Raw genomic sequence first — 11882 nt, 5'->3', positions numbered from 1 at the left:
CCCTTTTTATTGACTAGTTTTGTGTGGTTTTAGCTAAGTAAGTTATTTGTAAGCCAATTGGTAAAGCGTGTCTGCCATCAACTTCACACCTTCAACCAGGTCTTCAAACTTGGTGTTTTCGGCTGGGTTATGGCTGACCCCATTGATACTTGGCACGAAGATCATCGCCGTTGGATAAACTGGCGCAATGATTTGAGAATCGTGCCCGGCACCACTGTGCATCACGCGGTACTTGTATTTTCCAGCCTTGGCTTGGCTTTCGATGGTATCAACGATCTTTTGACTCATTGGTACTGGTTTTTCATCCATCCAGAGGTCGATGTTGATGTCTAAGCCCATTTCCTTGGCAACGTCGCGCATCATGTTTTCAATCTCAGTGGTGAATTTAACTAAGTAATCGGCATCGGTGTGACGGCAATCCATCGTGAAGAGGACTTCCCCAGGAACCACGTTAACCGTGTTAGGCTTTGGAACAACTTTCCCAAACGTTAAGACCAGTGGATCGCCAATCTCGTGAGCCTTGTCCAAAGCGGTATTCACGATCTTAGCCATCCCGTAGACGGCATCGTGACGGTAACTCAGTGGCGTCGTCCCGGCATGGTTGGCTTCACCCTTCAAGGTAATGTCGTAACGCCGTTGGCCGGCAATGCTGTTCACAACCCCGATTTGTTCGTGTTCTCTTTCGAGGATGCTCCCTTGTTCAATATGTTCTTCAACGAAGGCCTTGATGTCATCACGCCGCGTTTGCTTGGCACTAAAGTCAAAGCCTTGGCGGTGCATTTCATCAGCGAACTTCTTCCCGTTAGCATCGGCAACGTCCTTGACTTCATCGTTGTTTGCAATCCCGACAAAGTTCTTGCTGCCCCAGAATACTGTTGGGAACCGGCTACCTTCCTCTTCAGCCATGGAGATAACTTCCAGTGACCGCTTTGGTGCGCCGTACTTTTCTTGCAGGAACTGGACGGCAGTCAGTGAAGCAACGACCCCGAATTGGCCATCGAGTGTCCCACCGTTAACCACCGTGTCAATATGCGAACCCGTCATGATGGTTTCTTCTGGCGTCTCGGAACCTTCGATCCGCCCAAACAAGTTACCAACATCATCGAACTTGGTTGCCATCCCGGTTGATTCCATCTGTGCTTTAACGTACTTCTGGGCTTCCAACCATGAATCGGAGTAAAGCAACCGTGTCATCCCACCTGTTGGATCGCTACCGATTGATGACAATTTCTTAAGTCGTTCATCAACAACTTTTTCGAGTTCCATAATTTGAACCTCCTTCATATTATGTTACAAGCTTATTGTATGCGCTTTCATTACTATCATCATTAGTCACTTTGGCCAAATTCAATCGTGAAATTGTTGCATTCCTACTAGATTTGGCCAAAAGCACCAATTGTTGGGGCTGAGATTTTACTAACTTGGTGGCAGAATTGATCTGCGGATTTGTCGCGGCTATTTTACAGTGGGGAATGTCGCTTGAAGCTGTCGCTACTACACGTGCGCTTAAAGCCCTGATACACTGGGATTCAACGACCCTCTTAGGTTTAAACTACGCGACGTCGCTTCCTATTAGGATTGCGTCTTGAATTCTCGACAACCACGTGTTTTCTAATTTTCATGTATTAGCTAAATCAATTGACGTTTTCTTTGGGACCGTCATAGATTTTCACATTTTGTTAGTGGGAGATTGTGCGGATTAGACAATGATTTGGTTTGGTCCTCACTTCCCTTTTACATTGCCGAAACGTGTTCCAGCAAGTAGCCAGCTGTGCTTAACCCCAATCAGGGCAAAAGCCAGGCCCGGGATTTTACACCTAATGACGTTAATGCTCAGGACCTAACCGCCTTGTTCCGCACTCTTTACACAAAAAACAATCCCCTCCAATATCTCTACCGAAGATGGATTGTTCTTCATTGTTATTTGGACGTTAAACTAAACTGTTTCAGCAACTTGCTTTGACGCCTTTTCGATGAACTTGCCTGGGAAGCTTGACGTTACGCCGGCTTCCTTGCTGTAGATCGTTTGGCCACGTAAGATGGTTTGCATAACTTGCGCACCGATTTCACGGCCAATGTATGGGCTGATTTGGTTCCGGTATTCCAAGTCTTCTGCCTTCAAAGTGTATGGGGCGTTTGGCTTGATCAGAACGAAGTCGGCATCCTTACCAACACTGATCCGACCCTTGTCATCCAAGTTGTAACGATCGGCAGGGTTCGAAGCCGTAATCTTGGCGAATTGTGTCAATGACATGCCGCGCTTTTGAACGGCTTCATCGTACATAACGTCAACGTCGTTTTGAACACCTGGGATACCGCCCCATGCATCGAATGCATTGTCAGTATCCTTCAAATCAGGGGTACATGGTGAGTGGTCGGACGTTACGAAGCTAATCGCACCTGACTCAACCCGCTTCCACAAAGCATCTTGTTGGGCTTGTTCCCGGATTGGTGGTGAGCACTTAACGATGGCACCAATTGCATCCAACTCATCCTTGGCAAAGTATAGGTAGTGAACACAGGTTTCACAGGTAACGTCGACACCTTCAGCGCGACCTTGGATAACTGCGTCAACCCCTTCTTGGCAAGCAACGTGGCAGATGTGAATCCGGCAGCCCGTTTGCTTAGCCATAAAGATAGCCTTCTTGATGGCCATGACTTCAGTAAAGGCTGGACGGGTGTCGACGTAGTCTGCCAACGTGGTCTTACCTTCCGCCTTAGCAATTTCACCCAAGCGGTCGGTAATCGCTGCGTCTTCGGCATGAATAGCTAAGACTTTACCCGTCTTGGCAATCTGCTTCATACCTTCGTAGAGGGAGTAGTCATCAACGTTTTCAAAGTCACCGTCGATTGACCGGTCCCCACAGGTTGCTAAGAAACACTTGTAACCTGCAACGCCGCCTTCATCTAATTCTTGAATGCCGCCCTTTAAGTTTGAGGGTACTAACCCACCAAATGAGCCAACATCCACTTTTAATTCATCTTTGTGTGAGTACTTTTCTTCAAGGGTCTTGCCATCAACCGTAGCGGGCACTTGGTTCAAAGGCATTTCCATAAAGGATGTAACCCCACCTTTAGCACAAGAAGCCGTTCCAGTAACATAGCCTTCCCATTGATCCCGGTAGCCACCACCCATTGGGGTAATATGTACATGGGCATCAACCATCCCAGGACTAACAACTAAGCCTTTGGCGTCAACAATCTTACTACCGTCCAGATTTTCTCCAATGGCGGTAATCTTGCCATTATCGACTGCCACATCAGTGTGAACCGCGCCACCCTCAAGGATGACCAATCCATTTTTAATAACTAATTCATGACTCATGTTTATTCCTCCTTTATATCTTGGTTTAAACTTTGGTTAACTGTTGCCGGTTCTTTTTTCGACACCATTTTCTTTAACCCTAGGTAAATCAGGAACGCAGAGATAAATCCAACAAACCATGATAAATCAGAAATCACTTTGACGGCTGGAATAAATTGACCACTAAGTGACAATACGAGAGCTAAGATTGTCGCGATGTAGGCCTCTTTATTGATGCCATGATAACGAATCTCTTTATTCCCGGTATTCAGATCCATATACAGGGTATCCAGATTTTCATGCCGGTAGTGAATGAAGAAGTAGTTGGCAATCATGACCCCAGCAACTGGTCCCAGGACAGCACCAATCCCATTTAAGAAAATGAAGATACTGTCTGAGTTTTCCATCAACTTCCACGGCATAATCAGGAAACTAATGATACTAGCAATGATTACACCACTCTTGTAATTCAACTTCTTAGGGAATAAAGCTGTCAATTGGTAACCGGCTGGAATAATGTTCCCGGTCGCATTCGTTGAAATCGTGGTCAGTAGGAAGACGGCCATTGAAATCAGGATTGCGGGCAGGCTATCCCACCGTTCGATAATGTTCAAAACGTTCCATTCCTGGATGTTGTAATGAATCGAGCCCCCGATCAGAATCACCACACTGGTGAAGGCAAAGATCAGGTAACCAACTGATAAGCCTAATGTCTGGCCAATCGCCTGAGCCTTTGTGGACTTGGCGTTTTGCGTAAAGTCCGCGATACTGGTCCCGGGTGCTGCCCAAACGGCAATTACAGAGTTGAAGATAATAAAGTAAACCAGAAGTGGGTTGGCATGGGAGGTTGCGGTAATGTGGTAGGACAGAATCGGTCCTAACCCGCCAGCACCCCAGATTGCCCAGATTGCCATCCCGCCAAATACGACATAAATCAGTGGGCTTAAAATTGCGGTAAATTTATTTAAAATACTCCCGCCACCAAATCCAACCAGGACGTTTAAGACCCAGAAGATCGTGAATGAGATTAAGCCCGGGATACTGATTCCTAGAATTTTGGTCGAACCCCCAATTTCGAGGAAGCCTGGCCAAATCTTACCGATCATAATCAGTAAAGCTAGAGAACCCGTATACGTCTGTAACCCAAACCAGGCAATCGCCGCGACACAGCCACGCAAGAATCCTGGTAGCTTAGCACCAAGGTTGCCGTAGGCCGAACGAAGGTGCATTGCAAAGGGAATTCCATACTTGGATCCGACGATACCGTTGATGGCCATGAATGCGGAGACGAAGAATGCACTCAGGAATATGGCGATCATGACGTTAAGCGGTGATAAGCCTAAGAACAGGAAGCCACCGACGGCCGCGTAATTAGGAATGTTATGGATGGACCCCATCCACAAGGTAAAGAAGTTACCAATTCCCATGTTCCGCTTGTCGCCGGTCTTAGGAAGTAAATCATCGTTGTAGCCGCGCTCTTTGAACGTTGCAATTTGCTGCTCAGTTACTTCATACTCGTTCGTTTTCACCTTCAAAACCCCTTAGAATGTAATCTTTAACCACCTTCGTTGCAGAATAGTCTCGATAAACGGCCGCGCCCTAAAGTCCTCAGAAGATGATGTTCGCGCGAACGGTCAAGGATTCCGATCAGTCGCAGGCTTGGTTGCCTGCCAGTTAGGAGCTAACTATTTATCACTGCCCATTGTAAGCGGTTTCTTTCTTGGGAGCATTGTCCAAAATGACTAGAAAAACATTTTCATTTGTCACCTTAACGGCTGAAAATTTGGTAAAATGAAACCGATTACAATATTAGAAGGAGTGTGGCGGTTTTGAAGACAACCCAAGTACAACTAAATACCTACCAAGACATCTCACTGATGGCAACCAGTTACGCCCCCGACACGACGCCAACGGCCACCATTCTCTATCTTCACGGTGGCGGACTAGAGTTTGGCCAACGGGACGATCTTCCCACGGCCTACCTCGAAAAATTTACGGCCGCGGGTATTCAGCTTTTTACATTTGACTACCTCCTCGCGCCAGAGGTTAAAATTGACACGATTTTACCCGTCCTACGTGAATCCATTCAGGTCATGTTGGACAAAACACCTCACGCCACCCGCGTCATCCTGATGGGACGTTCAGCCGGCTCCTACCTCGCCTACCTCCTGTTACGGGACGGCTTCACGGCAGACGGTTTCGTTGACCTGTACGGCTACTCCGGCTTGGATTACCCCGAATTCCGGATGCCCGCTGAATTCTACGACAGTTTCCCAAAGGTCCTGCCAATGAATGCGCAAGCACTGATTCAGCGGCAGCCCTTAGTCGCTGGCGAAATGAAGGATCGTTATCCGCTATACGTTTCCGGCCGACAATTTGGCACCTGGCTCAGCCAATTTCTACCAAGCATGCGTGACGTGGCAGCCTACTCACTGACACCGGACGATCTAGGTCGCCTGCCGCGAACGCTTATGATCCACAGCACCAACGACCCCGACGTCCCCTTTGCCACCTCAGAATACGCGGTGAAGTACCTGCCGGAAGCAACCCTGTTACCCATCGCCCATCACGAGCACGACTTTGACCGCGAAGCGACTCCCGAGAGTTTGGCCATTTACGACCAAATCGTTACCTTTATTACAGCTATCCCGGTTGGTGTCCGCGCATCAGCCTGAAATGATTTATAACAGCACGTTTGCTCTAGGTCATACGTGCTGTTAAAGATTCATGAGTAAATCGTTTTACTAAACGGAAACGACCCCATCTATGGTACTATCAAGGCAAGGTGTTTATCACCAAATAGGAGGCGCTTTCATGACCGTCATTACTGATTATATCGAAGAGGCAGATGTTAAGCAACAGCCCCAGTTAACCGCCATGTACCAGATTCTCAAAAAGTTACTACCCGAAGCCACTGAAAAGATGAGTTACGGGATGCCCGCCTTTCACCAAGACAAGGACATCGTTTACTTTGCGGCGATGAAGAATCACTTGGGATTCTATCCCACGAGCACACCGATCATTCAGTTTGAAGATGACTTGGAAGGCCGCTACAAATACTCCAAGGGTGCTATTCAATTCGATTACAACAAGCCGTTGCCCGAAGACTTAATTACGAAAATGGTTCAGTTTAAGCTAGACGAGATTCAGCATAAGTAGAACAAAAATGGTCGATTCCTCTATGGAATCGGCCATTTTTCATCTATTTAAATTATTGCTCCAAATGCCTGTTTCGAAACCACACAAGCCATTGCTACAGCTACCAATGTGACAGTTTGCTTAGCCGGAGGAAGCTGAGGATGGCGCCTGCAGTGACGGCGGTGTTAGACCGGGGACTGCTTCTTCCCGGCCTTACTCCGCGGGACGCGTTTGGAAACTCGCACGAATTCAGCGAGGTTTCAAACCGAGCCGGAAGCCCGTCCTCTGGCTGCAGGCGATCCCCACAGCGGCAGAATCCTCGGCAACCGCAGGCGACAACTCTCACCAGTTAGTCTTCACTGCCCATCATCCGGCCGACAAACGCTGCCAGAATGGCCCCAACTTCTGGGGCAACAATGTACAACCATAGGTGAGACAACGCACTACCACCAGCGAACACTGCGGGCCCAAACGACCGTGCTGGGTTCAACGACCCACCAGTCAGGTTCAACGCCACAATGATCAAGAAGGCTAACGTCACCCCAATCGTAAGCCCCGCAAAGTCACCGTTACCGTGACGGTCGCTCGTCACATTTAAGATGACCAGCAGGAACAAGAAGGTCACGAGTGCTTCAACTAGGAAAGCTAACCCCGTTGAAATCTTGGGGAAGTCCGTCTGACCCAATTGATTCGTTGCCAATCCCAGACCACCGACAAATAATTTCATAATAGCTGATGCTGCGGTGGCACCTAAGACTTGCGCAACGATATACCAGATGGCATCGCGTCCGGAGATTCGCCGGTTGATCAGCATTGCCGTGGTGACGGCTGGATTAAAATGCCCACCGGAAATGCCACCAAAGGCATAGGCTGACACCGTAATGGCTAGCCCAAACGCCAGCCCAATCGTTAACGTGCTTCCGGCTGCCACGGTCACGGCACCGGTCCCTAAGAACACCAACATAAAGGTGCCCAAAAACTCTGCAGTATATTTCTGCATGTTCATTCCTCCAATCCAATTCTCTGTCGAACTAACATTATTATAATATAAATATTTCGGGAACGCTCCCAATACGCAAATTACTTAACGCATCCGCTAGTTAACACGTGCTTTGCCAATGTTCATACCTATTCCGTAACAATTGCCGCAATAGCTGCTGTGATACCACGGACATCATCCACCAGCGATAGGGATGGCATATTCGGCTTATCTGTGACCTGACTGGGCAAAAATGGAATGTGCATGAACCCCGCCCGTAACGCGGGGAACTCGGTCGCTCGCAGGTACTGGACTTGATACATTAGGTGATTGCAGACGTAAGTTCCCGCCGTCGTCGAGACCTGACCCGGTAATCCGGCCGTCTGAATGGCCCTAACCATCGCCTTAATTGGCAGTTGTGTGAAATAGGCAGCAGCTCCCGCCGGTTGGATTGGTTGATCCACGGGCTGTTGCCCAGCATTATCTGGAATCCGACCATCATTCAGATTAATGGCAACCAACTCTGGTGTGAGCGCCGCCCGGCCGCCTGCCTGGCCAATGCTCAGGACGACATTCGGCTGTTCCGCGAGAATAGCCGCCCGAACGACCTCGGCACAGCGGTTGAACTCCGTGGGAACCTCCAGCTTAACAATGTCAGCTCCGGCAATCTTATCTGGCAACTGATTGACTGCTTCGATGGCTGGGTTGGTTGTCTCACCGCCAAATGGGTCAAAACCCGTGACTAATAGTTTCATTTAGGTGACCTCCCAAATAGTTTATTCTCAATTATACTGCTCTTGCCATCAAAACGACGACTCATCAGAAATTGGTTTACCTCTCGCCTGGTTGACAGGTCGAATCGGCAAGGAAAATTCGTTAAGAGCTATCTTCTATAGACAATCTGCCCACTAACTGCTATGATACTTTCATCGTTTAACAGCTGTATTATCAGCATAAATAGACCTACATAGTAGATGTTGCCCATTAATCAATTAAATAAATGTGCATATTGCACACCGAAAGGACCTGCCAGATGAATATGGAGGATTTTCTTCTAAAATCAATTCAATGTTCAACCCTCGACGAGCTAACGGATCTAGTTGCAGCCTATCTCGACCAACCGCTTATCTTGGCCGATCAATCTGGTCGTATCATCAGCAACAGTCACACCACACTCATCCAGATTCCCTCAGATTGGCTAACTCCTGCCGCTAACGTCTCCCTGTATCGCCACGACCAGCTGGCATTCATTCGTAACATCATTAATCCCCTGGCATTGAACACGTGGTACCTCTTCACGGCACACACCAAGCGTCACCCAGTCGCCCACGATAAAGTCCAACTTGCCATCCGGGCCATTAACAGTTTCATCGACCGGTACGCACTAAATCCCAACCAGAGCGAGGTCAACAGTCTCTTTAGCCAGTTGCTGACTCAACCAGCACAAACGGATACGACTCTCCTGCAACCACTACTTGGGGACAAGATGGTCTGTGTGACCGCCACGCCTGAAGCGGGAGCCACTAACCAAACGGCCTTTATTCAGCAGCTTCGTGATCTCATCGCGCCGATGCCGTTGGCCGAGGATCACCAACGCCTAATTTTTTTACTGAACGCGGATGACCTGCCCCAGCTACAACCGCAATTAAAACAGTTAGGGACTTTCTTTCACCACTACTTCTTTGTCTCAGAAGCTTACGGTGATGTTAGCAAGACGGCCGAATTCCGAAATATTTGTGAACAAGCCGCCCAGATTGCGCAACGACTGGGGACGCTGACGGTGGTCAACGCCACACAGAAATACAATATCTACGTGATTCTTTCTCAAGTGGACAACGCCTCCCTGCTGAAGAATACCATGTGCTCACAGCTGTTATTCCTAAAAAAATACGACCGACAACACCACGGCGAATTGTTTAAAACGCTCTTCGAATTTCTGGAAAACGACTGCAAAATCAGCGTGACAGCCGATCAGCTTCACCTGCACCGAAACAGCCTAACCAAACGGTTGCAAAAGATCCAAGACCTAATCGAAATTAATTTTGATGACCCCGACAAAACCTTTGGCCTCCGGCTCAGCTACCGGCTGTTCAACTTTTTACAACTTTGACAATGAAAGGATCGGTTTCAAATGGCTCTAACCCAACTCAATCTAGGCAGTGAACTCGGTCTAGAAATTCTTCATCAGCGCTGGTACGCATTGATTTTGTATCAACTCGATCCAGTTCCCACGGATTTCATGGATTTACGCGTCACGGTGCGCGGTATCTCAACTTTCAACCTCTTACTGCGGCTCAAACACTTGCAAGAATGGGAGCTGATTGAAACGCTCCCCAAAGACGATTACAGCTACCGATTAACCCAGACTGGTGAGATGTTCCACCAGATCTTGCGTGAATTGGAAGACTGGGGCAATGATACTTTAGAAAATAATTTAGCTATTTAATTAAAATGGCGGTCCGCGTTATTAGACCGCCATTTTTTATTAATTTGATTGTGAAAGCGCGTCATTATAAGGATAGTCATACTTAAATGGTGTCTACCCGAACACTATGTATCAATTTAGTATGGTTCCTGTATTGGTTTGCCTAAGCCTGCTGACAAAGGGATGACAATCAGGTATGCTGGCTTTGTAATAAAAAATGAAAACGAACCCTCAATTTTGAAAGGCAGGTATTTTCATGAAAATTAGACAACGGACTTGGACTAAACGGGCAGCAGCCGTACTCTCCCTGGTTGCCGTCACCCTTCCCATGGTGACCAACGTGACAACCGCCAGCGCTAAGACAAAACAACCTAACGTGGCGGCTTTGTTGACGCCCCATGAGGCGAATTATGGCTACTTTATCGATAACTATCGGCATAATCTCGATCAATACAACACGCCCGAAACCAATCCCGTCATTGGCTTAGTCGATGAGTTTTCTTCATATTGGTCTCATGGCCAAGCCGTTGATAAATCCATGCTTAACCTAAACCTCGAAAAAACCGCAGAAATCACGCAAAACCGTACCGACAGGGAATCCACTCGCTCATTTTTAACGGACCAGCAAAACCGACAGTATGCCACCATTCGTGCCCTTGGCCCTTATGCACCAGCATTTATTGCAAATTCAGATGCTCAGACCAACATTTCATCGATGCCTAGCACGCCACTCCCTCACCACTACAAAGCCAAGAAAGTGACTTGGGCATCCCCGACTTCTAAGCTTGGTCCTGTCGTGAAATTAATGAATCTAACTAAGGACTCCCCCTTCTCCGGAACGAATGCCGTTAAGCACTACTATGACTTCGTCCGCCCATATCGAGTAAGTGATACGGTCAAACCATTACCGGCACTGGTTAATTCAATGGCCGATGCTGCCAAAGACTCTTACGACTTCCCTAGTGGTCATACCACGGGTGGTTTTGAAGCTAGCCTTGCCTTGGCCTATGCATTCCCACAACGTTTCCAAGAATTGGCAACCCGTGGTTCCGAAGTAGGTATGGACCGTGTCATCGCCGGTCGGCACACCCCATTAGCAGTTATGGGTGGTCGAATGGTCGGAACAGCTATCACCGCGGCTACGCTCAACGACCCTAACAATCAAGATTTAATGAAGAACGCTTACCAAACGGCACAATCATCCGCACTTTTGGGCAGCAAAGATGACTCCGCACCAGATGACTTTAGCGATTACGAAACGAACCGCAAAGATTATCGTTACCGGATGACTTACGGTTTCGACCAATCTGGCGACACTCACCAAGCTATGCGCGTTCCTAAAGGCGCCGAAGTCTTACTTAAGACTCGCTTACCTTACTTAAATGCTACTCAACGGCGGGCCGTTCTCTTCACGACTGGGATGCCTTCTGGTTATCCAGTTATGGACGATGCCGAAGGTTGGGGTCGTTTGGACCTCTTCTCTGCCGCTAACGGTTATGGTTCCTTCTTAAACAACGTCAAAGTTAACATGGACGCCAAGAAGGGGAACTTCAACGCCAAGGATACTTGGAAGAACCAAATCGGCGGTACTGGTAAGTTGACCAAAGCCGGCACTGGCCAACTCACACTGAGTGGCGCCAACCGATACACCGGTGGTACTGAACTTAAGGGTGGAACGCTTCAAGTTGCTAACACCATTGCTTTGGGTAAGGGAAACGTTAAGCTGGCTAAGGGAAACCTGAAGTTAGCTACGACTAAGGTCACCGTCCGTGGACAATTCCAACAAGCCAAAGCTGGTAAGTTGACGATGAGTCGCGCGGGTCACCTAACGATTAAAAAGACCGCCAAGTTCAACGGGACCTTGAAGGTTACCAAGGGGCAACTCAAAAAGGGTGCCAAACTGATCACCTACAAGAAGCATACCGGTAAGTTCAAACACGTTAATGGCTTACCTAAAGGTTGGCACGTTGTTTACACCAAGCACGCTGTAAAACTCGCTAAATAAATTATCAATTCACAAAGGAACCGGACTGAAT

General features: G+C 48.0%; 10 protein-coding genes. 5 read left to right on the top strand and 5 right to left on the bottom strand.

The genetic code is table 11. The features are described from left to right. Nucleotides 1-42: 42 nt before the first annotated feature. The 3 genes from allC to allW all read right to left on the bottom strand — a co-directional run bounded on the left by allC (nucleotide 43) and on the right by allW (nucleotide 4833). A complete protein-coding gene (allC, locus tag ACEPSU_RS03010; RefSeq protein ID WP_260338537.1) occupies nucleotides 43-1266 on the bottom strand; it encodes an allantoate deiminase in 1224 nt (407 codons plus the stop codon). Nucleotides 1267-1936: 670 nt separating this feature from the next. Beyond that, nucleotides 1937-3325 carry an allantoinase AllB gene (allB, locus tag ACEPSU_RS03005; protein WP_260340412.1) on the bottom strand — a complete coding sequence of 463 codons (1389 nt, stop codon included), beginning with the start codon at nucleotides 3323-3325 and terminating at the stop codon, nucleotides 1937-1939. A gap of 2 nt (nucleotides 3326-3327) precedes the next feature. Beyond that, a complete protein-coding gene (allW, locus tag ACEPSU_RS03000) occupies nucleotides 3328-4833 on the bottom strand; it encodes an allantoin permease (RefSeq protein ID WP_020089329.1) in 1506 nt (501 codons plus the stop codon). Between the two features lie 300 nt (nucleotides 4834-5133). Between allW and ACEPSU_RS02995 the strand changes: the two genes are divergently transcribed. Both ACEPSU_RS02995 and ACEPSU_RS02990 read left to right on the top strand, forming a co-directional pair. Continuing rightward, nucleotides 5134-5979 carry an alpha/beta hydrolase gene (locus ACEPSU_RS02995; RefSeq protein ID WP_395322767.1) on the top strand — a complete coding sequence of 282 codons (846 nt, stop codon included), beginning with the start codon at nucleotides 5134-5136 and terminating at the stop codon, nucleotides 5977-5979. Between the two features lie 139 nt (nucleotides 5980-6118). After that, entirely contained in the window at nucleotides 6119-6463 is a 345-nt protein-coding gene (locus ACEPSU_RS02990; protein WP_395322766.1) for an iron chaperone, read from the top strand. Between the two features lie 328 nt (nucleotides 6464-6791). Here the strand turns inward: ACEPSU_RS02990 and ACEPSU_RS02985 are convergent, their stop codons facing one another. Together ACEPSU_RS02985 and pcp are read right to left on the bottom strand one after the other, a co-directional pair. Continuing rightward, nucleotides 6792-7442, bottom strand: coding sequence for an MIP/aquaporin family protein (locus tag ACEPSU_RS02985; RefSeq protein ID WP_020089332.1), 651 nt, complete (start codon nucleotides 7440-7442; stop codon nucleotides 6792-6794). Nucleotides 7443-7570: 128 nt separating this feature from the next. After that, complete coding sequence (pcp, locus tag ACEPSU_RS02980) at nucleotides 7571-8176, bottom strand: pyroglutamyl-peptidase I (RefSeq protein WP_395322765.1); 606 nt, start codon at nucleotides 8174-8176, stop codon at nucleotides 7571-7573. Nucleotides 8177-8454: 278 nt separating this feature from the next. On the opposite strand from pcp, the gene ACEPSU_RS02975 reads away from it, so the two are divergent. The 3 genes from ACEPSU_RS02975 (at nucleotide 8455) to ACEPSU_RS02965 (ending at nucleotide 11851) form a co-directional block, all read left to right on the top strand. Next, nucleotides 8455-9531 (top strand): PucR family transcriptional regulator, encoded by a 1077-nt coding sequence (locus ACEPSU_RS02975; protein ID WP_395322764.1) that lies wholly within the window; start codon nucleotides 8455-8457, stop codon nucleotides 9529-9531. Between the two features lie 21 nt (nucleotides 9532-9552). Continuing rightward, nucleotides 9553-9867, top strand: coding sequence for a winged helix-turn-helix transcriptional regulator (locus tag ACEPSU_RS02970; RefSeq protein WP_395322763.1), 315 nt, complete (start codon nucleotides 9553-9555; stop codon nucleotides 9865-9867). 235 nt (nucleotides 9868-10102) lie between these two features. Further along, entirely contained in the window at nucleotides 10103-11851 is a 1749-nt protein-coding gene (locus tag ACEPSU_RS02965) for a phosphatase PAP2 family protein (protein WP_395322762.1), read from the top strand. Nucleotides 11852-11882: the final 31 nt, after the last annotated feature.

The sequence above is a fragment of the Levilactobacillus parabrevis genome, from assembly GCF_044051715.1.
Taxonomy (GTDB): domain Bacteria; phylum Bacillota; class Bacilli; order Lactobacillales; family Lactobacillaceae; genus Levilactobacillus; species Levilactobacillus parabrevis.
The sequence above is the reverse complement of the archived record's forward strand: the minus strand, read 5'-3'. Positions and strand labels throughout refer to the sequence as shown.

Bases quoted from the DNA above. Each gene is read 5' to 3' on its own strand.
- ACEPSU_RS02965 (WP_395322762.1), top strand. From the start codon at position 10,103: ATGAAAATTAGACAACGGACTTGGACTAAACGGGCAGCAGCCGTACTC.
- pcp (WP_395322765.1), bottom strand. From the start codon at position 8,176: ATGAAACTATTAGTCACGGGTTTTGACCCATTTGGCGGTGAGACAACC.
- allB (WP_260340412.1), bottom strand. From the start codon at position 3,325: ATGAGTCATGAATTAGTTATTAAAAATGGATTGGTCATCCTTGAGGGT.
- ACEPSU_RS02975 (WP_395322764.1), top strand. From the start codon at position 8,455: ATGAATATGGAGGATTTTCTTCTAAAATCAATTCAATGTTCAACCCTC.
- ACEPSU_RS02990 (WP_395322766.1), top strand. From the start codon at position 6,119: ATGACCGTCATTACTGATTATATCGAAGAGGCAGATGTTAAGCAACAG.
- ACEPSU_RS02970 (WP_395322763.1), top strand. From the start codon at position 9,553: ATGGCTCTAACCCAACTCAATCTAGGCAGTGAACTCGGTCTAGAAATT.
- ACEPSU_RS02985 (WP_020089332.1), bottom strand. From the start codon at position 7,442: ATGCAGAAATATACTGCAGAGTTTTTGGGCACCTTTATGTTGGTGTTC.
- allC (WP_260338537.1), bottom strand. From the start codon at position 1,266: ATGGAACTCGAAAAAGTTGTTGATGAACGACTTAAGAAATTGTCATCA.